We start from the raw sequence: 20,327 nt of genomic DNA, 5'->3' as shown, positions 1-20,327 counted from the left end.
AATTGAAGGGTTTAAGGCCTTTGGTGTCTTGATCCCAATCCCCGGCGGGCGTTCCCCGCGCGCCGTCCCATCCCTTCCTTCGCCGAATCGCCGTGCCCGAATTGCCCGAAGTCGAGGTCACCCGACGCAGCTTTGCCGACCGCATCGCCGGCGCCTCCGTGCGCGCCGCCCGGTTGGGCAAGCCGCTGCGCTGGCCGCTGGGCGTGGCGCCCGAGGCGCTGGTGGGGCAGCGCGTGCGCTCGGTCGGGCGGCGCGGCAAGTACCTGCTGGTGGAGATGGACGCCGGCTGGCTCCTGGTGCACCTGGGCATGTCGGGCAGCCTGCAGTTCGCGCCGGCGCTGCCGCCCCCCGGCCCGCACGACCACTTCGAGCTCGACACCAGCCAGGGCTTGCTGCGGCTGCACGACCCGCGGCGTTTTGGCGCGGTGGTTCACGTGCCTTCGCTGGACCACGCCCGCGCGGTCCAGCTGCTGGGCGGGCTGGGCGTGGAGCCGCTGGAGGCCGGCTTCGACCCCGTGCGCTTCCATCAGGCCTTGCGCCGGCGGCGCGCACCCATCAAGCAGGTGCTGCTGGCGGGGGACATCGTGGTCGGCGTGGGCAACATCTACGCCAGCGAGGCGCTGTTCAGCGCCGGCATCCGGCCGACCACGCGGGCCGATCGCATCAGCGGCCCGCGCGCCGCGCGGCTGCACGCGGCCATCGTCCAGGTGCTGCAGCGCGCCCTGGCCGTGGGCGGGAGCACCCTGCGCGACTTCGTCAGCGCCGATGGCCAGAGCGGCTACTTCCAGCTCGACACCATGGTCTACGACCGCGCCGGCCAGCCCTGCCGCCAGTGCGCGACGGCGATCCGGACCATTCGCCAGGGCCAACGTTCGACCTACTTTTGCCCGCTCTGCCAGGCCCGCTGACCATGCGTCCCCGATGGGCGGCCCTGCCGAGGGGTGGGTGCTATATTGACCGATCGCCCGCAAAGCACTGCCGCATGAGTTTCATTCAAGCCTTTGATCAGCACGGCGCCTGGCGCAAGCAGTTCGCGCTGCGCCTGAAGCTCCTGTCCGAATGGCTGGCCGACCACGACCTGATGGAGCCGGGCATCCGCGAGCGGCTGGACCAGCTGCACGCGCAGATCAAGAACGACAAGATCACGGTTGCCTTCGTGGCCGAGTTTTCGCGCGGCAAGTCCGAGCTCATCAACGCCGTGTTCTTCGCGGGCTACGGCCGGCGCATCATGCCGGCGAGCGCGGGTCGCACCACCATGTGCCCCACCGAGCTGGCCTACGACGCCGACCTGCCCCCCTGTCTGCGCCTGCTGCCCATCGAGACGCGCCTGCAGCCGCAGTCCCTGCTCGACTGGCGCCACGCCCCGGCCAAGTGGGAGCGCGTCGACCTCGACGTGAACGACCCCAAGCAGCTCGCCAAGGCGATCCAGAAGGTGTCCGAGGTGCGGCATGTCCCGGTGGACGAAGCGCGCGCCCTGGGCTTCTGGCACGACGAACTGCCCGAGGACAACCCCTTGCCCGGTCCGGACGGCCTGATCGAGGTGCCGCGCTGGCGCCACGCGCTCATCAACATGGCGCACCCGCTGCTCAAACAAGGCCTGGTCATCCTGGACACGCCGGGCCTCAACGCCATTGGCGCGGAACCCGAGCTCACCGTGAGCCTGCTGCCCCAGGCGCACGCGGTGGTGTTCATTCTGGCGGCCGACACGGGCGTGACCAAGTCCGACCTGAGCATCTGGCGCCAGCACCTGGCCACCCTGGGCGACGGACAGGCTTCGCGCCTGGTTGTGCTCAACAAGATCGACACCATGTGGGACGCGCTGAGCTCGCCCGAGCAGGTGCAGCTGCAGATCGCCGCGCAACGCGCCGATTCGGCCGAGATCTTGGGCGTGCCGCAGTCGCAGGTGCTCGCGGTGTCGGCCCAGAAGGGCTTGCTCGCCAAGGTCAACCGCGACGAGGAGCTGCTCAAGGCCAGCCAACTGATCGACCTGGAGCGCGCGCTCGGCGAAGGCCTGCTGGGCCAGCGCCGCCGCATCCTGGGTGCGGCCGTGGCGTCCGGCGTCGAGGCGCTGCGCGGCGAGGCCGGGCGCATGGTGCATTCGCGCCTGCGCGACCTGGTCGAGCAGATCCAGGAGCTGGACGGCCTGCGGGGCAAGAACGCGGGCGTGATCAAGCAGATGCGCCTGCGCATCGAACAGGAGCAGGCCGATTTCGACGCCAGCGGCGCCAAGATCCAGGCGGTGCGCTCGGTGCACCTGCGCCTGCTCAAGGACCTGTTCGCGTTGCTCAGCCCCTCGCACCTGAAGGCCGAGGTCGCCACGCTCGCGAAGCAGCTCAAGAGCCCCGGCATCAAGCTCGGCGTGCGCCGCGCCTACGACGGCACATTCAACCGCCTGCGCGAAGACCTCGCGCGCGCCGATGAGATGGCCGGCGAGATCCAGTCCATGCTGGAAGGCAGCTTCAAGAACCTCAACGCCGAGTACGGCTTTTCGCTGCAGGCGCCGTCGTCGCCGCAGCTCGCGCTCTACCGCCGAGACCTCGACCTGATCGAGAAAAGCCACCTGCAGTACCTGAGCCTGGGCAACGCGCTGCGCCTGGCGCAGCCCGAGTTCGCCGAGCGCCTGGCGCGCGCGCTGATGAGCCGCCTGCGCGTGGTCTATGAGACCGCGGTCAACGAGGTCGAGCTCTGGAACAAGTCGGCCGCGGCCCAGCTCGACGCGCAGCTGCGCGAGCGCCGCCGCAACTTCACGCGCCGCATCGAGGCGGTCTCGCGCATCCAGCAGGCCGCCAGTGGCCTCGACGAGCGCATCCGCGAGTTGCAGGCGCAGCAGGCGGCGCTCAACCAGCTCGAGGCCAAGTTCGAGGAACTCACCGCGCACCTGCTCGCAGCGCCCGACGAAGAACCCGCCGAAGCCCTGGCGGCATGAGCGCCGCACGGCCGCCCGAAGGCGCTCGCACCGCAGTGCTCAGAACGCAAGGCAATCCCGTGCAGGCGCTGCCCGCGGACTTCGCGCCGCGCCTCATCCATTGGCAGGCCCGGGACGGCCGGCACGGCCTGCCCTGGCAGGGCACGCGCGACCCCTACCGCGTCTGGCTGTCCGAGATCATGCTGCAGCAGACGCAGGTGTCGACCGTGTTGGCCTACTACCCGCGCTTCCTCGAGCGTTTTCCCGACGTGGCCGCGCTCGCGGCCGCACCCATCGACGAGGTGATGGCCCTGTGGAGCGGCCTGGGCTACTACAGCCGCGCGCGCAACCTGCACCGCTGCGCGCAGGCGGTGGTGGCCGACCACGCGGGCCGCTTCCCCGCCACGGCGGCCGGGTTGGAAGCGCTGCCGGGCATCGGCGCGTCCACGGCGGCGGCCATCGCGGCGTTCTGCTTCGGCGAGCGCGTGTCCATCGTGGATGGCAACGTCAAGCGCGTGCTGGCGCGCCTGCTGGCGTACGACGGCGACGTGGGCCAGGCCGCGAGCCAGCGCGCGCTGTGGGACCTGGCCCAGGGTCTGCTGCCGCTCCAGCCGTCGGATGAGGACATGCGCGCCTACACCCAGGGCCTGATGGACCTGGGCGCCACGGTGTGCACGCGCACCCGCCCGCGCTGCGAGGTTTGCCCGGCGCGCGGGCTCTGCCTGGCCTTCGAGCGCGAGGCCATCGCGCGCTACCCCGTGAAAACGCGCCGTGTGCAGCGGCGCTTCGAGCGCTGGTGGCTGCTGTTCGCCGTGCGCGACGATGCCGTGTGGCTGCAGCGCCGGCCCGAACGCGGCATCTGGGCCGGCCTGCACTCGCCCCCGGTGTTCGCGGGCGAAGACGACATGCGGGCCGCGGTGCCGGCCGGCTGGCCTTCACTCTGGACCGCCACCGAGCCGGTGGCCCACGCGCTGACCCACCGCGAACTGCAGCTGCTGCCGCATTGGGTGGCGGTGGACGAGGCCCCCGCCGGCTGGGCCGGCGAGTGGGTGAAGCGATCGGCCTTGGCCGCGGTGGGCCTGCCGGCGCCGGTGCGCAGCCTGCTCGGCGGCGCCTGGGACCCTCAGGTCCTGGACCAGTAGTCGGCCTCGCGGTGGCGCACGCGCGCCACCCAGTCCTGGCCGAAGTGCGCGGCCAGGCGCTCCACCAGGAACACCGAACGGTGCTGACCGCCTGTGCAGCCGATGGCCACCGTGACGTAGCTGCGGTGGTCGCGTTCCATGTGGGGCAGCCAATGCCGCAGGAAGGTGCGGATCTGCTCCTCCATCGCCAGCACGTCGGGGCTGGCTTCAAGGAAACGCGCCACCGGCGCGTCGCGCCCGGTCAGGGGCTTGAGCAGCGGGTCGTAGTGCGGGTTGGGCAGCATGCGCACGTCGAACACGAAGTCGGCGTCCATGGGAATGCCGCGCTTGAACGCGAAGGACTCGAACACCAGCGTCATGGGCGTGCGCGTCGCGCCCACCAACTCCTTCACCTGGCTGCGCAGCTGCGCCGCGCGCGTGAGGCTGGTGTCCAGCACCAGGGCCTGCTCGCGCAACTCGGCCAGCAGCTCGCGCTCGTATTCGATGGCGTCGGTCAGCGCGCGGCGCTGGTCGTCGGTCTCCTGCAGCGACAGCGGGTGCAGGCGGCGCGTTTCGGAGAAGCGGCGCACCAGGGTGTCGGTGGTCGAGTCGAGGAACAGCGTGGTGAGGTGGACGTCGCGCGAGCGCAGCGCGGCCAGGCGGCGCGGCAGGCCGGGCAGCGACTGGGCGCTGCGCACGTCCATGGCGATGGCGACCTTGCGCACCCGGTCGTGTCGGTCCAGGTCGATGAAGGCCTCGAGCAACTCGGGCGGCAGGTTGTCGACGCAGTAGAAGCCCAGGTCTTCGAGGGCGGTGAGCGCGACCGACTTGCCCGAACCGGACATGCCGGTGATGACGACGAGTTCGGTGGGGGAGGGAGTGTTCATCAGGCCGACAAAAGCTCGCGCGCGTGCGCGAGCGAGATTTCAGAGCGTTCGTTGCCGCCGAGCATGCGCGCCAGTTCGCGCACGCGCGCCTCGGCGTCGATGGCCTGCACGCTGCTCAGGGTTTGCTGGCCCTGGCGCTGCTTGGCCACCAGCAGGTGGTGGTCGGCGCAGGCCGCCACCTGGGCCAGGTGGGTCACGGCCAGCACCTGCCTGTCCTGGCCGAGCTGGCGCAGCATCTGGCCGACCGTGTGCGCGACGGCGCCGCCGATGCCGGCGTCCACCTCGTCGAAGATCAGCGTGGGCGCCTGGCCGAGGCGGCTGGTGACGACCGAGATGGCCAGGGCGATGCGCGAGAGTTCGCCGCCCGAGGCGACCTTGGCCACCGGCTTGGGCGTGCTGCCGGCGTGGCCGGCCACGCGGAACTCCACCTGCTCCAGGCCGAACGACTGGGGTTCGGCCAGCGCTTGCAAGGCCACCTCGAACCGGCCGCCCTGCATGCCCAGGGTTTGCATGGCGTCGGTCACGGCGGCGGCCAGGCGCGGCGCGGCCTTCTGGCGCTGGCGGCCCACGGCGCGCGCGGCCTGGTCGAAGGCGGCGCGCGCGCTGGCTTCGCGCCGCTCCAGCGCGTCCAGGTCCAGGGTGTCGGCGAGGCGCTGGAGTTCGTGCTTCCACTGCGCGTGCAGCGTGGGCAGCTCCTCGGGCGTGGTGCGGTAGCGGCGGGTGAGCGAAATCCAGGCGCCCAGGCGCTCGTCGAGCGCGGCCAGGGCGGCGGGGTCGAGTTCGGCGTGGCGCTGGTGCTGGCGCAGCTCGTGCACCGCGTCCTGCACCTGGGCCAGCGCGCCGTTCAGGGATTCGATGGTCTGGGCGAAGGCGGGCTCCACGTGCGCCTGGGCCTGCAGCGCGGCCACCGCGCGGCTGAGCAGGCGGGTGGCGCTGTCGTCCTGCTCGTCGAGCGCCTGCACGGCGGTTTCGGCGGCGTCGATCAGGGCCTGGGCGTTGGCCAGGCGACCGTGGCGCGTGTTCAGCTCTGCCCATTCGCCGGCCTGCGGGCCGAGCTTGTCGACCTCGGCGATCTGCCAGGCCAGGCGCTCGCTGTCCTGGCGCGCGGCGTCCTGCCGCTCGCGGGCCTCGCGCAGCGTGTGGGCGGCCTGGCGCCAGGCGGTCCAGGCCGCGTTCAAGGCGGTGGCGTCGATGCCGGCATAGGCGTCGAGCAGCTCGCGCACGGCCTCGGCCCGCGTGAGGCTCTGCCAGGCGTGCTGGCCGTGGATGTCGACCAGCGCGTCGGCGGCCACGCGCAGTTGCGCGAGCGTGGCCGGGCTGCCGTTGATCCAGGCGCGGCTGCGGCCGTCGGTGTCGATGGTGCGGCGCAGCAGCAACCCGCCATCGTCGGCGAAGCCTTGCTCATCCAGCCAGGGCTGGAGGGACTCGGGTCGGTCGAATTCGGCGGCGATCTCGCAGCGCGGCGCGCCTTCGCGCACCACGCCGGCCTCGCCGCGCGCGCCCAGCGCCAGCTGCAGCGCGTCGATGAGGATGGACTTGCCGGCGCCGGTTTCGCCCGTGAGCACGCCGAAGCCGCTGGCCAGTTCCAGGTCCAGCGAGGTGACGATGACGAAGTCGCGCAGGACGATGCGTCGAAGGCTCATGGCAGGGAGTGGGTGAATCGGGCCGCGTCAGGCGCCCTCGTTCCAGTGCAGCTTGCGGCGCAGGGTGTCGAAGTAGTTCCAGCCGACCGGGTGCAGCAGGCGCAGCGCGTGTTCCGAGCGCTTCACGACGATGCGGTCGCCGTGCAACAGGCTCGTGAACGTCTGCATGTCGAAGTTCGCGCTGGCGTCGCGCCCGTTGACGAGCTCCAGGGCGATCTCGCAATGCGCGGGCAGTACCACGGGGCGGTTGGACAGGGTGTGCGGCGCGATCGGCACCATCACCCAGCCGCCGATGCTCGGGTGCAGCAGCGGCCCGCCGGCCGACAGCGCGTAGGCGGTGGAGCCGGTGGGCGAGGCGATGATCAGGCCGTCGGCGCGCTGGTTGGCCACGAAGCGGCCGTCGACTTCCACGCGCAACTCGATCATGCTGGCCACGGCGCCGCGGTTGACGACCACGTCGTTGAGCGCGGTGGCCTCATAGACGCAATGGCCGTCGCGCCAAACGCTGGCCGCCATCAGGGCGCGCGCCTCTTCCTGGTAGTCGCCGCGCAGGATGGGGCACAGGGCCTCGCGGTAGTCCTCGAAGGCGATGTCGGTGATGAAGCCGAGCCGGCCCTGGTTGATGCCCACCAGCGGCACGCCCTGGCGCGCCATCTGCCGGCCGATGCCCAGCAGGGTGCCGTCGCCCCCGACCACCAGCGCGAGCTGGGCGTGCCGGCCGATGCCGGGCACGTCGAGCGAGGGGTAGTCCGTCAGCCCCGTGTTCTGCGCGGTCTGCTGCTCCAGAGAGACCTCGCAGCCCTGGGCGTGCAGGAACTGGGCGATCTCTTCGACCACATGGCGGGCGCCCGGCGCCTGGTACTTGCCCACGATGACCACGTGGACGAAGCGCAAGGGGCGTTTCGCGGCGGGTGTCGTGGCGCGGGGATGCAGCGGGGCATTCATGCGCAAATTACATCACACGGTGTCGTGTGCGAAGGGGGTTGCGCCGCACCGCAGCGCGCGCCGCCGGGGCTTTCCTTAGAATGGTTCGGATGATGGACGATCGCGCTAAGTTGCTGCTCAAGGCGCTGGTGGAGCGCTACATCGCCGACGGGCAACCGGTGGGTTCGCGCACGCTGGCCCGGGCCGCCGGGCTGGAACTGTCGCCGGCGACCATCCGCAACGTGATGAGCGACCTGGAAGAGCTGGGCCTGATCGCCAGCCCGCACACCTCGGCGGGGCGCATTCCCACGGCGCGCGGTTACCGGCTCTTCGTGGACACCATGCTCACCGTGCGGCGCGAGGAAATGATGCCGCGCGTCACCGAGTTCAGCGCGCCGGGCGCGGAATCGCCGCAGCGCGTCATCAGCCAGGCCGCGCACCTGCTGTCCAGCCTGTCGCAGTTCGTCGGCGTGGTCATGGCGCCGCGCCGCGCCTCGGTGTTCCGGCACATCGAATTCCTCAGCCTGTCCGAGCGGCGCGTGCTGGTGATCATCGTCTCGCCCGACGGCGAGGTGCAAAACCGCATCATCCAGACCCAGGCCAGTTTCACGCAGTCGCAGCTGGTCGAAGCGGCCAATTTCCTCAACACCCACTACGCGGGGCTCACCATCGAGGCCGTGCGCGAGCGCCTCACCACCGAGCTGGACGCGCTGCGCGGCGAGATCGCCGACCTGATGAAGCAGGCCGTGGACATCGGCGCGCAGCCGGCCCAGCAGGACGAGGTGGTGGTCGCCGGCGAGCGCAACCTGCTGTCGGTGAGCGAGTTCAGCAGCGACCTGGGCAACCTGCGCCGCCTGTTCGACCTGTTCGAGCAGAAGACCCAGCTCATGCGCCTGCTCGACGTCTCCACGCAGGCCGACGGCGTGCGCATCTACATCGGCGGTGAAAGCCAGGTGGTGCCGTACGAAGACCTGTCGGTGGTGACGGCGCCCTACGAGGTGGACGGCCAGGTCGTCGGCACCCTGGGCGTGATCGGGCCGCAGCGAATGCCCTACGACCGCATGATCCAGATCGTCGACGTGACGGCCAAGCTGGTGAGCAATGCGCTGAGCCATACCAAGCAGGGGTAGGTGCGCAGGGGGCGCCCTACAATCCCGCGCTCGGGCCGTTAGCTCAGTTGGTCAGAGCAGAGGACTCATAATCCTTTGGTCGTTGGTTCAAGCCCAACACGGCCTACCAAAAAAGCCTGCTATACTGCGAGGCTTCGCGGCTGTAGCTCAGTTGGATAGAGTACTTGGCTACGAACCAAGGGGTCGTGGGTTCGAATCCTGCCAGCCGCGCCACTACTGAAAGCCCGCAGCCACAAGCTGCGGGCTTTTCTCTTTCTGGTGCCTCTTTCGCGCGTACCCGTCACCATGAGCAAGGCATTCACCCGCGAATCCGATTCGGACGACGATGACGATGGCGTCGGCGCGCCGGCCACACCAGGCGGCAAGAACTACCTCACGCGCACGGGCTACGAGCGCCTGCGCCGAGAGCTCCTGGGCCTGATGGACGAGGAGCGGCCGAAGGTGGTCGAGGCCGTGCACTGGGCCGCCAAGAACGGCGACCGCTCGGAGAACGGGGACTACCTGTATGGCAAGAAGCGCCTGCGCGAGATCGACCGGCGCATCCGCTTTCTTACCAAGCGCCTGGAGATCGCCGAGGTGGTGGATCCCTCCGCGCACCACGGCAGCGACCAGGTGTTCTTCGGCGCCACCGTCACTTACGCGGATGGGTCGGGGCGCGAGACCACCATCACCATCATCGGCATCGACGAGGCCGACAGCACGCAAGGGCAGGTGAGCTGGGTGGCCCCCGTTTCACGCGCCCTGCTCAAGGCCCGCGTCGGCGACGTGGTCAAACTCGCCGTGCCGGGCGGTGTGCAGGAGCTCGAGGTGCTGGACGTGAGCTACCCGGCGCCCACTGCCGCCTGATCAGGCCTTGGCCGCGGCCTTGTAGCGTTGGGCCTTGATGACCGAGGGCGTGCGCTTGAGGCTGCGCAGCACGTCGGCCAGGTGCTGGCGGTCGCGCACCGCCACCGAGAAGCGGATGTCCGTGGCGGTCTGCGCGGGTTCGTCGCCCATGTCCACGTGGGTGATGTCGGCCTCGGCCGCGGCGATGCTTGAGGCCACGCGCGCCAGCACGCCTTTGCCATTGGCCACGGTGACGATCACGGTGGTGTCGAAGGAGCGCACCGGTTCGTCGGCCCATTCCACCTCGAGGAAGCGTTCGGCGTCGCGGTCGCGCAGGCGGCGGGCGGTGGGGCAGTCCTCGGCATGCACCACCAGGCCTTCGCCCCGGCCCAGGTAGCCCACGATGCGATCGCCCGGGATGGGCTTGCAGCAAGGGGCGTACTGCACGGACAGGCCTTCGCTGCCGTCCAGCGTGACCACGCCCTGCAAGGCGCCATCGTTGTGGCCGGCGGTGGCGTAGCGCTCGGTGCTGATCAGCACCGCGTCGGGTTTGAGTCCGGTTTCGGACAGCAGCACCGCGAGCTTCTTGCCCACCATGCTGGCGATGCGCCGGCCCATGCCGATGTCGGACAGCAATTCGGCCCGGCTCTTGTTGCCGGTGAAGCGCAGCAGCTTCTCCCACACCAGGGCCTGCTCACCGTCTTCGCCCGGCAATTGCGCGATGCCTTCGGAGCGCAGGGCCTGGCTGAGCATGCGTTCGCCGAGTTCAAGGGATTTCTCCTGCGCCACGGTCTTGAGGTGGTGGCGGATCTTGGAGCGCGCGCGGCCGGTCTTGACGAAGGACAGCCAGGTGGGATTGGGCTCCGCCTTCTCGTCCGTGATGACTTCGACCACGTCGCCATTGGCCAGTTCGGACCGCAGCGGCCGCTGCTCGCCGTTGATGCGCGCGGCCACCGTGCGTTGGCCGATGTCGCTGTGAATGGCGTACGCAAAGTCGACCACCGTCGCGCCGCGCGGCAGCGCAAGAATCTTGCTCTTGGGCGTGAACACGTAGACCGCATCGGGGAAGAGGTCGATCTTGATGTGGTCCCAGAACTCGCTGGCGTCGTGCGTTTCCTGCTGGATGTCCAGCAGCGACTGCAGCCACTGCGTGCCCAGGCGCTGCGACATGTCGCTGCCGGGCTCGTTGGCCTTGTAGAGCCAGTGCGCCGCCACGCCCGACTCGGCCACCACGTCCATGCCATGCGTGCGCACCTGGAACTCGATGGCGGTCCCGAAGGGGCCCACCAGCGTGGTGTGCAGCGACTGGTAGCCATTGACCTTGGGAATCGCGACGTAGTCGCGGAACTTGCCCGGCAGCGGCTTGTAGAGCTGGTGCAGCACGCCCAGGGCGGTGTAGCAGTCGGTCAGTTCGGGCACCACGATGCGAAAGCCGTAGATGTCGGTCACCTGGGCGAAGGACAGGTGCTTGCTGTCCATCTTGCGGTAGACCGAGTACAGCGTTTTCTCGCGACCCATGATGCGCACCGGCATCAGCTGCCGCTTGAAGGCGGCTTCCACTTCCTGCTGCACGCGGGCGATCAGGTCGCGGCGGCGGCTGCGCGCCCGGTTCAGTGCCTTGGACAGCACCTCGTAGCGCCAGGGGTGCAGGAAGCGGAAGGCCAGGTCCTGCAGTTCGCGGTAGGTGAAATTCAGGCCCAGGCGGTGGGCGATCGGGGCGTAGATTTCGAGCGTTTCCGAGCTGATGCGCTGCCACTTGCTGCGCGGCATGTCGGCCATCGTCCGCATGTTGTGCGTGCGGTCGGCCAGCTTGATCAGGATGACCCGCACGTCCTTGGCCATGGCCAGCAGCATCTTGCGGAAGGACTCGGCCTGGTTGTGTTCGCGCGAGGTGAACTCCAGCCGCTCCAGCTTGGTCAGTCCGTCGACCAGTTCGGCCACTGGCGCACCGAAGCGCTCGACGAGTTCCTGCTTGGTCACGCCGCAGTCCTCGATGGCGTCGTGCATCAGCGCGGCCATCAGGGCCTGGGCGTCGAGTTTCCATTCCGCGCACATCGAGGCCACCGCGATGGGGTGGGTGATGTACGGATCGCCGTTCTTGCGCAGCTGGCCCAGGTGGGCTTCGTCGGCGAAACGGTAGGCTTGCCGGATGTGCTCGATGTCCGTGGGGCCCAGGTAGTCGAGCTTGCCCAGCAGCGCGGCGAAGCTGGCCGCAGCCGCGCTCGCGGCCGCTGTGGCCGCATCAGGCGGGCTGACCGCCAGGGTACCGTCGACGGTAGGGGTCATCCTGCAACTGTAGCGCCAGACGGCGTGCACCGCTTTGGGTCACCGATCTAGGCCCTGGTCGCGGGGCGGAATCGGCGCCTCCAGAAACAAAAAGACACCGTCGAACGGTGCCTTTTGTGGGGAGGGTGCGACGCTGGGGCTCAGGTCGGCACTTTTTTGAGCATCTCGAGGCCGACCTTGCCTTCGGCGATCTCGCGCAGGGCGGTGACACCCGGCTTGTTCTTGCTCTCGATCTTGGGGGCGTGGCCCTGGCTCAGCATGCGGGCGCGGTAGGTGGCGGCCAGCACGAGCTGAAAGCGGTTGGGGATCTGTTCCAGGCAGTCTTCGACGGTGATGCGTGCCATGGCGGGCTCCGGGCAATGTCAGGGGATGTTGAGCGCTTCGAAGGTGTCGCTGCGGGCGCTGCGCTGCGCCGCGTACTTCAAGCGCTGCGCGTGAACGATGGCCTTGAGGTCAAACAGGGCCCGTTCAAACAACTCATTGATTATAACGAAGTCGAAATCCCGGGCATGGGCCATCTCCAGGGCGGCATTGCGCAGGCGCAGATCGATCACCTCGGCGGTGTCCTCGGCGCGCCGCTCCAGGCGCGAGCGCAGCTCCTCCCAGCTGGGTGGCAGGATGAAGATCAGCACCGCGTTGGGAAAGATGCGCTTGACCTGCAGCGCGCCCTGGTAATCGATCTCCAGCACCACGTCGGCGCCTTGCTTGATGCGCTGCTCGATGGCGGTCTTGGAGGTGCCGTAGCGGTTGCCGTGCACCTGCGCCCACTCCAGGAAGGCGTCCTGCGCGACCATCTGGTCGAAGCTTTCCTGGCTCACGAAGTAGTACTCGCGGCCATGCAGCTCCTGCCCCCGCGGCGGGCGCGTGGTGTGCGACACCGAGGGCTGCACGCGGGCATCGAGCTCCATCAGCGCCTTGACCAGGCTGGATTTGCCGGCCCCACTGGGCGCGGCCACGACGAACAAGTTGCCGGGGTATTGCATCAGGGTCTCATTCGAGGTTCTGCACCTGCTCGCGCATCTGTTCGATGAGCACTTTCATGTCCACCGAGACGCGGGTGAGCTCCAGGCTCGACGATTTGGAGCCCAGTGTGTTGGCTTCGCGGTGCAGCTCCTGGATCAGGAAGTCCAGGCGCTTGCCCACCTCGCCGCCCCGCTGCAGCAGGCGTTCGATCTCGTCCAGGTGGGAGCGCAGGCGCGTGAGTTCTTCCGCCACGTCGATGCGGATGGCGAAGGCCGTGGCCTCGGCCAGGGCGCGGTCGCGCGCGGCCTCGCTGGCGGCGACGCTGCCCGAGGCGTCGGCGCCCAGGGCTTCCTGCCAACGGTCGAGGAAGCGCTGGCGCTGCTGGGCCACGAGCTCGGGGATCAGGGGTTGGGCCGTGTCGGTGAGGGCGCGCAACTGGCCCACGCGATCGAGCAGCATGCTGGCCAGCCGGGCGCCTTCGCGCGCCCGGGCTTCCAGCAGCTGCGTCAGGGCGGTGTCCAGCAGTTCGGGCAGGCGTTCGTGCAGATCGGCCGGCGGGGCGCTGCGGCGTCCCACCAGGGCCAGCACCTCGGCCACCGACAGCGGCTGTGCCTGCGGAAGCCAGGTGCGGATGCTGTCCTGCGCCCCCAGCAGGCGCTGCAGTTCGGCGCTGCCCGGCGCGCGCGGCGTGGCGTCGGATGGGGCTTCGATCCAGGCGCGCACCTCGACCTTGCCGCGCTTGAGCCGCTGCGTGAGGCGTTCGCGCAGGGCGGGTTCGCTCGCGCGCAAGTCGTCGGGGAGCTTGAAACCGAGATCGAGGAATCGGCTGTTGACCGAACGGATTTCGACACCGACGGACGGGCCGGATTCTCCCGCGGCCGGCTCTGCGCCAGCGTTTCGCTGGGCCGAGGCGTAGCCGGTCATGCTGTAAACTGCCATCGCTCTGGGCCGGTGGTGTTGGAGGTCCAAAACGGGGCGTTTCGGAAACCGGTCGAATTATGTCAAAGGTCAAACCCGCTCCTCTGCCACCCGACACGGTGATCGGTGGCTACCGCATCGTTCGCAAGCTGGCCGCCGGCGGTTTTGGCGTGGTGTACCTCGCGGTCGACACCGAAGGCCAGCAGGTCGCCGTCAAGGAATACCTGCCCTCGTCCCTGGCCACGCGTGGCCCCGGCGAGCTGTTGCCGCAGGTGCAGCCCGAAAAGCTGTCGCTGTACCGCCTGGGCCTCAAGAGCTTCTTTGAGGAAGGCCGCGCGCTCGCGCAGATCTCCCACCAATCGGTGGTGAGCGTGCTGAACTTCTTCCGCGAGAACGAAACCGTCTACATGGTCATGAACTACCTGGAGGGCTCGTCCCTGCAGGAATTCATCATCACCGCGCGCGAACTCAAGAAGCAGAAGGTCTTCCGCGAATCCACCATCCGCTCGCTCTACGACGAGGTGCTGCGCGGCCTGCGCATCGTGCACCAGCACAAGATGCTGCACCTCGACATCAAGCCCGCGAACATCTTCGTCACCGACGACAACCGCGCGGTGCTCATCGACTTCGGCGCCGCGCGCGAAGTGCTGAGCAAAGAGGGCAACTTCATCCGCCCCATGTACACGCCAGGCTTCGCCGCGCCCGAGATGTACCGGCGCGATTCGTCCATGGGCCCCTGGACCGACATCTACGCCATCGGCGCCTGCATCTACGCCAGCATGCAGGGCTACCCGCCCAACGACGCGCCCCAGCGCCTCGAGAAGGACCGCCTCTCGCTGGCCCTGTCGCGCCTGCGTGGCGTGTACTCCGACAACCTGATCGAAGTGGTCGAGTGGTGCATGTCGCTCGACCCGCTCTCGCGCCCGCAATCGGTCTTCGCGCTGCAGAAGGAACTCAGCCGCGAGACCGAGCGCAGCTACACAAAGCTCACCGTGGCCGAGAAGATGCGACTGCAGTTCGACAACATCGTCTCCGACAAGCAGAAGTCGCTGCTGCGCAAGTCCACCGACGTGGGCACCAAATTCCGATGAAGTTTTCGGTCTACCAGATCAGCCGGCAAGGCGGTCGCGAGCGCAACGAAGACCGCATGGGCTACGCCTACACGCGCGAGTCCGGCCTGTTCGTGCTGGCCGACGGCATGGGCGGCCATCCGGAAGGCGCCATGGCCGCGCAACTGGCGCTGCAGACGCTCTCGGCCTACTTCCAGAAAGCGGCCAACCCGACGGTGCGCGAGGTGCCCGAGTTCCTGTCCAGCGCGCTCATGGCCGCGCACCACCAGATCATCCGCTACGCCGCCGAGAAGGGCATGCTCGACACGCCGCGCACCACGCTGGTGGCGGCCGTCATGGAGCGCGGCCACATCCACTGGGTGCACTGCGGCGACTCGCGCCTGTACGTGGTGCGCGACGGCGAGCTGCTCACGCGCACGCGCGACCATTCCTACATGGAGCAGCAGGCGCACCTGGGCCGCAACACCGAGCACATCAACCGCAACATCCTTTTCACTTGCCTGGGTTCGCCGGCCAAGCCGGTGTATGACCTGTCCGGCCCGGTGCAGCTCATGCAGGGCGACCGTGTGCTGCTGTGTTCCGACGGTCTCTGGGGCACGGTCGAGGACGAAGAAATCGTGAACGAGCTCTCCACGCGCCCGCTGGAGCAGGCCGTTCCCGACCTGGTGGAAACCGCGCTGCGGCGCGGCGGCCAACGCTGCGACAACGTCACCGTGCTCGCCATGGAGTGGGAAACCGCCGACGAGTACCAGACGACGCGCGTGTCCACCGAAGACATCGAGGACGGCGTGTTCGCCTCCACCATCCAGTCGGGCGTGCCCGACCCCACCGTCGAAGACCTGGACGACGCGGCCATCGAAAAGTCGATCGCCGAGATCAATGCGGCGATCGCCCGCACGGCGGCCGCGCGCAACGCCTGAGCTTCGTATTTCCTGAGGTTTTTCTTTATGACGGCCGTCCAACGACCGGGCCAGCGGGCCGCCAATGCCCTGCGCCCGGTGCGCATCACCCGTGGCTACACCATGCACGCCGAGGGCTCGGTGCTGATCGAGTTCGGGAACACCAAGGTGCTGTGCACCGCTTCCGTGGAAGAAAAGGTGCCGCCGCACAAGCGCGGCAGCGGCGAGGGCTGGGTGACGGCCGAGTACGGCATGCTGCCGCGCGCCACGCACACGCGCAGCGACCGCGAGGCGGCCAAGGGCAAGCAGAGCGGGCGCACGCAGGAGATCCAGCGCCTGATCGGCCGCTCGCTGCGCGCGGTGTTCGACCTCAAGGCCCTGGGCGAGCGCACCATTTCGCTCGACTGCGACGTGCTGCAGGCCGACGGCGGCACGCGCACGGCGGCGATCACCGGCGCTTTCGTGGCCGCGCAGGACGCGGTGAGCCGCCTGATGGACGCCGGCAAGCTGACGGCCTCGCCGATCAGGGACCACGTGGCCGCGATCTCCGTTGGCATCCTGGACGGCGCACCGCTGCTCGACCTGGAGTACGTGGAAGACGCCGCCTGCGACACCGACATGAACGTGGTGATGACCGGTGCCGGTCACTACGTGGAGGTGCAGGGCACGGCCGAGGGCGCGGCCTTCACCCGCGCCGAGATGGACCAACTGCTGGCGCTGGCCGAACAGGGCATCGCCGAACTCGTGGCCTTGCAGAAGGCCGCGCTCGGCGCATGAAGCTGGTTCTCGCGTCGAACAACGCCGGCAAGCTGGCCGAGTTGCAGGCCCTGTTCGCGCCGCTGGGTGTGCAGCTCGTGCGCCAGGCCGAGCTGGGCATCCCCGAGGCGCCCGAGCCGCACCGCACCTTCATCGAGAACGCCCTGGCCAAGGCCCGGCACGCCGCGCGCGAGAGCGGGTTGCCGGCGGTGGCCGACGACGCCGGCCTCTGCGTGGAAGCCTTCGGTGGCCGGCCCGGCGTGGACACCGCCTACTACGCCACGCAGCACGGCTACCCCAAGGGCGACGACCACAACGTCACCGCGCTGCTGGAGCAGATGCGCGACGTCGGCGACCGCCGCGCGGCCCTGGTCAGCACCCTGGTGGCGCTGCGCCACGCCGACGACCCCGAACCTCTCGTGGCCACCGGCCGCGCGCCCGGCCTGATCACGCGCGAGCGCGTGGGCGCGCACGGCTTCGGTTTCGATCCGGTGATGTTCATCCCGGCCTTGGGCAAGACCTTCGCCGAGCTCGACCCCGAGGTGAAGAACCGGCACAGCCACCGCGGACAGGCCGCGCGCGCCATGCTCGAGCTCATGCGCGAGCGCTGGTTCGCGCCCACCCCACCGGTATGAGCGATCTACAGCCCAGCCGCGACCCGCGCCACTGGATGCGGCCCGGCACGCTGCAGCTCGGCGCGCCGCCGCCGCTGTCGCTCTACATCCACCTGCCGTGGTGCCTGAAGAAGTGTCCCTACTGCGACTTCAACTCGCACGAATGGAGCGCCACGGCCGCGGCGGGCGAGGCCATGCCCGAGGCGCGCTACCTCGACGCCTTGCGCGCCGACCTCGAGGCCTCGCTGCCCCTGGTCTGGGGCCGGCCGGTGCACAGCGTGTTCATCGGCGGCGGCACGCCCAGCCTGTTCTCGCCGCAGGCCATCGACCGCCTGCTGGCCGACGTGCGCGCGCGCCTGCCGCTGGAGCCCGACGCCGAGATCACGCTGGAGGCCAACCCCGGCACCTTCGAGAAAGACCGCTTCCGCGCCTTCCGCCAGGCCGGCGTCACGCGCCTGTCGATCGGCGTTCAGAGCTTCGACGACGCGCAGCTCAAGGCCCTGGGCCGTGTGCACGACGGCGCGCAGGCGCGCGCCGCGCTGGAGGAGGCGGCCCAGGTGTTCGACACCTTCAACCTCGATCTGATGTACGCGCTGCCGGGCCAGGCGCTCGCGCAGTGCGAGGCCGACCTGCGCACCGCGCTGTCCTTCGCGCCGCCGCACCTGTCGGTCTACCACCTCACGCTGGAGCCCAACACCTACTTCGCCAAGTTCCCGCCCCCGCTGCCCGGCGACGACGAGGCCTACGAGATGCTGGACCGCATCACCGAGCTGACCGCCGTGGCGGGCCTGCAGCGCTACGAGGTCTCGGCCTATGCCCGGCCCGGGCACGCCTGCCGGCACAACCTCAACTACTGGCGCTTCGGCGACTATCTGGGCATCGGGGCGGGCGCGCACGGCAAGCTCAGCTTTGCGCACCGCATCGCACGCCCGGTTCGCGTGCGCGAACCGCGGCTGTACATGGAACGCGCCCTGGCCGGCGACGCCGTGGCCAGCATGGACGAGGTGCCGCGCGCGCAGCTGCCTTTTGAGTTCATGCTCAACGCCCTGCGCCTGCGCGAGGGCTTCGCGCTGGCCGACTTCATGTCCGGCACCGGCCTGCCGCTGTCCAGCATCGACGCGGCCTTGCGCAAGGCCGAGGCCAAGGGCCTGGTCGAACGGGAGGGGGGCTGGGTGCGTCCGACCGAGCGCGGCTTCGACTTCCTGAGCGACCTGCAGTCGCTGTTCCTGCCGGCCTGAGGCGCGGCAGGCCGGACTCACACCATATTGAAGCCCACGCGCGTGCGGCCCGCGGCCGACTCGGCGGCCGCGAAGCCGTCGTGCATGCGCGCGATGGCGGCCACGATGGACAGGCCCAGGCCGTGGTGCGGCTTCTCCAGCTCGCAGCGCGAGGCGTCGGCGCGGAAGAAGCGGTCGAACAGGCGCGGCAGGTGCTCGGGCTCGATGGCCGGGCCGACGTTCTCCACCCACAGCCGCACGCCCTGTTCGCCCTCGCGCAGGATGCGCACGCACAGGCGCGAGTCCTTGTCGGCGTAGCGGATGGCGTTGCCCAGCAGGTTGGACAGCGCGCGCTTGACCAGGGGCTCGTCCACCGCGAGCAGGGCGTCGCCCTCGATGTCGATGCCCAGGCCGGCTTCCTCCATGGGCGCCTCGTGGAACTCCACCACCTGCTGCACCAGCTCGGCCAGGCTCAGGGGCGCGCCGCGCCGCGCCTTCACGCCGCGGTCGGCCTGCGCCAGGAAGAGCATGTCGTTGACGATGCCGGCGAGGCGCTGCAGCTCTTCCAGGTTGGACAGCAGCACCTCCTCGAGCTCGGGCGCGCTGCGCTCGCGGCTCAGCGCCACCTCGGTGTGGCCGATCAGGTTGGCCAGCGGCGTGCGCAGTTCGTGCGCCACGTCGGCGTTGAAGCCTTCGAGCTGAACGTAGGTGCGCTCCACGCGCTGCATCAGGCCGTTGAACTGCTCGATCAGCGGCTGCAGTTCTTCGGTGGGCTCGCACAGCGTCAGGCGCTGGTCCAGCCGGCGCACGTCGATGGCACGCGTCTGCGCCGCCAGGTCCATCAGCGGGCGCAGGCTGCTGCGCACGCGCCAGTAGGTGGCCCAGGCCACGAAGGCGCCGCCCGCCAGCGTGACGGCCACCAGCAGCAGCGCCATGCGCCGGCCGTACTGCGCGTCGCGCGAACAGTCCATCACCAGCCGACCCTTGAGCGGCGCACTGCCATCGGCGCGCGGCACCTCGAACCGCAGTTCGCTCGTGGGGGCGGTGGCGGGGTCGAAGCTGGGCAGGGGATCGCGGTACAGGGTGCTGCCGTCGGCGCGGCGCAGCTCCACGAAGTTGCCGGGGCGGCGCTCGCTCAGCCACAGCAGCTTTTGCACCATGTCGGCCTCGGTGCCGTGGGCATCGGTCTCCTTCAGCACCTCGATGAGCACGTGCGAGTAGCCGCGCAGCTCCTCCTGCTGGCGCGAGGCGAACAGCATCCAGGTGGCGGCGTAGATGACGGCCAGCAGCACGCCCAGGCCGATGATGGTCTGCACCGCCAGCAACAGCGACAGGCGCTTGCCGATGGAATAGGCGCAGGGCGTGGGCGCGGCGCGCAGCTCCGTCGTGGCCGAGTTGGTGGGCGGGGTGATGGCGGCGGTGTTCACGCGCGTTCCTCCAGCACGTAGCCCATACCGCGCACGTTGTGCAGCAGCTTGGGGCGGAAGGGGTCGTCCATCTTGGCGCGCAGCCGGCGGATGGCCACCTCGACCACGTTGGTGTCGGAGTCGAAGTTCATGTCCCACACCTGTTCGGCGAGCGTGGTGCGCGACAGGATCTGCCCTTTGCGGCGCGCCAGCAGGGCCAGCAGGGCGAACTCCTTGGCGGTGAGTTCCAGGCGCTGGCCCGAGCGCGTGGCCTTGCGGCTGAGCAGGTCGATCTCGAGGTCGCTCACGCTGAGCCGGCTGTTGGTGGCCTCGTTGCTGGCCGCCGGGCCGCGGCGCAGCAGCGCGCCGATGCGCGCGAGCAGCTCGGAGAAAGCGAAGGGTTTGACGAGGTAGTCGTCGGCGCCGGACTGCAGGCCGCGCACGCGGTCCTCGACCAGATCGCGCGCCGTGAGCATGAGCACCGGGGTGTTGCGCTTCTCGCGCAGCGCGGCCAGCACGCCGAAACCATCCACGCCGGGCAGCATGATGTCCAGCACCACGAGCTGGTAGTCGCCCTCGGTGGCCAGGTAGCGGCCCTCGATGCCGTCGCGGGCCACGTCGACGGTATAGCCGGCCTCGGTCAGGCCGCGCCGCACGTAGTCGGCCTGCTTGGCTTCGTCTTCGATGACCAGGATGCGCATGGCGTGGGGCAGGGGCGGAAATAGGCGTGCGCTATTCGATTGCGCACCATGAAATTGTCACG

19 protein-coding genes and 2 tRNA genes are annotated in these 20,327 nt (G+C 69.5%); 12 read left to right on the top strand and 9 right to left on the bottom strand.

Features of this window, described 5'->3' with window-relative positions; genetic code table 11:
• The first annotated feature begins 92 nt into the window (after nucleotides 1-92).
• From mutM to mutY, 3 genes are all read left to right on the top strand, one after another.
• A complete protein-coding gene (mutM, locus tag JNX00_RS16345; RefSeq protein WP_204742896.1) occupies nucleotides 93-908 on the top strand; it encodes a bifunctional DNA-formamidopyrimidine glycosylase/DNA-(apurinic or apyrimidinic site) lyase in 816 nt (271 codons plus the stop codon).
• Between the two features lie 74 nt (nucleotides 909-982).
• Entirely contained in the window at nucleotides 983-2,926 is a 1,944-nt protein-coding gene (locus JNX00_RS16340) for a dynamin family protein (RefSeq protein WP_070397434.1), read from the top strand.
• Nucleotides 2,923-4,047, top strand: a complete 1,125-nt coding sequence (mutY, locus tag JNX00_RS16335; RefSeq protein WP_204742895.1) for an A/G-specific adenine glycosylase — start codon at nucleotides 2,923-2,925, stop codon at nucleotides 4,045-4,047. The genes JNX00_RS16340 and mutY overlap by 4 nt, the downstream gene beginning before the upstream one ends.
• On the opposite strand, the gene rapZ is transcribed toward mutY, so the two are convergent.
• Genes rapZ through JNX00_RS16320 form a run of 3 tightly spaced genes read right to left on the bottom strand, consistent with a single transcriptional unit; the run spans nucleotide 4,029 to nucleotide 7,501 of the window.
• The gene (rapZ, locus tag JNX00_RS16330; protein WP_070397435.1) at nucleotides 4,029-4,913 is read right to left on the bottom strand and encodes an RNase adapter RapZ; all 885 of its coding nucleotides are present in this window, start codon (nucleotides 4,911-4,913) and stop codon (nucleotides 4,029-4,031) included. The two genes, mutY and rapZ, sit on opposite strands and share 19 nt — an antisense overlap.
• Complete coding sequence (gene recN / locus JNX00_RS16325; protein WP_204742894.1) at nucleotides 4,913-6,556, bottom strand: DNA repair protein RecN; 1,644 nt, start codon at nucleotides 6,554-6,556, stop codon at nucleotides 4,913-4,915. The genes rapZ and recN overlap by 1 nt, the downstream gene beginning before the upstream one ends.
• Nucleotides 6,557-6,583: 27 nt before the next feature.
• Nucleotides 6,584-7,501: an NAD kinase gene (locus JNX00_RS16320; protein ID WP_070397437.1), complete on the bottom strand. Its 918-nt coding sequence runs from the start codon at nucleotides 7,499-7,501 to the stop codon at nucleotides 6,584-6,586.
• A gap of 89 nt (nucleotides 7,502-7,590) precedes the next feature.
• Between JNX00_RS16320 and hrcA the strand changes: the two genes are divergently transcribed.
• The 4 genes from hrcA (at nucleotide 7,591) to greB (ending at nucleotide 9,456) form a co-directional block, all read left to right on the top strand.
• Nucleotides 7,591-8,610, top strand: coding sequence for a heat-inducible transcriptional repressor HrcA (gene hrcA, locus JNX00_RS16315; RefSeq protein ID WP_116959474.1), 1,020 nt, complete (start codon nucleotides 7,591-7,593; stop codon nucleotides 8,608-8,610).
• A 32-nt stretch (nucleotides 8,611-8,642) separates the two neighbouring features.
• Nucleotides 8,643-8,719 (top strand) — tRNA-Ile (locus JNX00_RS16310).
• A 27-nt stretch (nucleotides 8,720-8,746) separates the two neighbouring features.
• Nucleotides 8,747-8,823, top strand: a tRNA-Arg gene (locus JNX00_RS16305).
• A gap of 72 nt (nucleotides 8,824-8,895) precedes the next feature.
• Entirely contained in the window at nucleotides 8,896-9,456 is a 561-nt protein-coding gene (gene greB, locus JNX00_RS16300) for a transcription elongation factor GreB (RefSeq protein ID WP_204742893.1), read from the top strand.
• Here the strand turns inward: greB and JNX00_RS16295 are convergent, their stop codons facing one another.
• The 4 genes from JNX00_RS16295 to JNX00_RS16280 all read right to left on the bottom strand — a co-directional run bounded on the left by JNX00_RS16295 (nucleotide 9,457) and on the right by JNX00_RS16280 (nucleotide 13,623).
• On the bottom strand, nucleotides 9,457-11,721 hold the full coding sequence (locus tag JNX00_RS16295) for a bifunctional (p)ppGpp synthetase/guanosine-3',5'-bis(diphosphate) 3'-pyrophosphohydrolase (RefSeq protein ID WP_070397455.1): 2,265 nt from the start codon (nucleotides 11,719-11,721) through the stop codon (nucleotides 9,457-9,459).
• A 140-nt stretch (nucleotides 11,722-11,861) separates the two neighbouring features.
• A complete protein-coding gene (gene rpoZ / locus JNX00_RS16290; RefSeq protein ID WP_009519945.1) occupies nucleotides 11,862-12,065 on the bottom strand; it encodes a DNA-directed RNA polymerase subunit omega in 204 nt (67 codons plus the stop codon).
• 18 nt (nucleotides 12,066-12,083) lie between these two features.
• On the bottom strand, nucleotides 12,084-12,704 hold the full coding sequence (gene gmk / locus JNX00_RS16285; protein ID WP_070397456.1) for a guanylate kinase: 621 nt from the start codon (nucleotides 12,702-12,704) through the stop codon (nucleotides 12,084-12,086).
• Nucleotides 12,705-12,711: 7 nt separating this feature from the next.
• The gene (locus JNX00_RS16280; RefSeq protein ID WP_083292834.1) at nucleotides 12,712-13,623 is read right to left on the bottom strand and encodes a YicC/YloC family endoribonuclease; all 912 of its coding nucleotides are present in this window, start codon (nucleotides 13,621-13,623) and stop codon (nucleotides 12,712-12,714) included.
• A 59-nt stretch (nucleotides 13,624-13,682) separates the two neighbouring features.
• On the opposite strand from JNX00_RS16280, the gene JNX00_RS16275 reads away from it, so the two are divergent.
• The 5 genes from JNX00_RS16275 to hemW are packed head-to-tail and all read left to right on the top strand — an operon-like array spanning nucleotide 13,683 to nucleotide 18,179.
• A complete protein-coding gene (locus tag JNX00_RS16275; protein ID WP_070397458.1) occupies nucleotides 13,683-14,693 on the top strand; it encodes a serine/threonine-protein kinase in 1,011 nt (336 codons plus the stop codon).
• Nucleotides 14,690-15,592: a protein phosphatase 2C domain-containing protein gene (locus JNX00_RS16270; protein ID WP_070397459.1), complete on the top strand. Its 903-nt coding sequence runs from the start codon at nucleotides 14,690-14,692 to the stop codon at nucleotides 15,590-15,592. The genes JNX00_RS16275 and JNX00_RS16270 overlap by 4 nt, the downstream gene beginning before the upstream one ends.
• Before the next feature lie 27 nt (nucleotides 15,593-15,619).
• A complete protein-coding gene (gene rph / locus JNX00_RS16265) occupies nucleotides 15,620-16,348 on the top strand; it encodes a ribonuclease PH (protein WP_070397460.1) in 729 nt (242 codons plus the stop codon).
• The gene (rdgB, locus tag JNX00_RS16260) at nucleotides 16,345-16,962 is read left to right on the top strand and encodes an RdgB/HAM1 family non-canonical purine NTP pyrophosphatase (protein WP_070397461.1); all 618 of its coding nucleotides are present in this window, start codon (nucleotides 16,345-16,347) and stop codon (nucleotides 16,960-16,962) included. Before rph ends, rdgB begins: the two co-directional genes overlap by 4 nt.
• Nucleotides 16,959-18,179 carry a radical SAM family heme chaperone HemW gene (gene hemW, locus JNX00_RS16255; RefSeq protein WP_204742892.1) on the top strand — a complete coding sequence of 407 codons (1,221 nt, stop codon included), beginning with the start codon at nucleotides 16,959-16,961 and terminating at the stop codon, nucleotides 18,177-18,179. Before rdgB ends, hemW begins: the two co-directional genes overlap by 4 nt.
• A 17-nt stretch (nucleotides 18,180-18,196) precedes the next feature.
• On the opposite strand, the gene JNX00_RS16250 is transcribed toward hemW, so the two are convergent.
• Nucleotides 18,197-19,585, bottom strand: a complete 1,389-nt coding sequence (locus tag JNX00_RS16250) for a heavy metal sensor histidine kinase (RefSeq protein ID WP_204742891.1) — start codon at nucleotides 19,583-19,585, stop codon at nucleotides 18,197-18,199.
• Nucleotides 19,582-20,265, bottom strand: coding sequence for a heavy metal response regulator transcription factor (locus tag JNX00_RS16245; RefSeq protein WP_070397463.1), 684 nt, complete (start codon nucleotides 20,263-20,265; stop codon nucleotides 19,582-19,584). Before JNX00_RS16245 ends, JNX00_RS16250 begins: the two co-directional genes overlap by 4 nt.
• Nucleotides 20,266-20,327: the final 62 nt, after the last annotated feature.

The sequence above is a fragment of the Hydrogenophaga sp. YM1 genome (assembly GCF_016903055.1).
GTDB classification, from domain to species: domain Bacteria; phylum Pseudomonadota; class Gammaproteobacteria; order Burkholderiales; family Burkholderiaceae_C; genus Hydrogenophaga; species Hydrogenophaga borbori.
The sequence above is the reverse complement of the archived record's forward strand: the minus strand, read 5'-3'. Positions and strand labels throughout refer to the sequence as shown.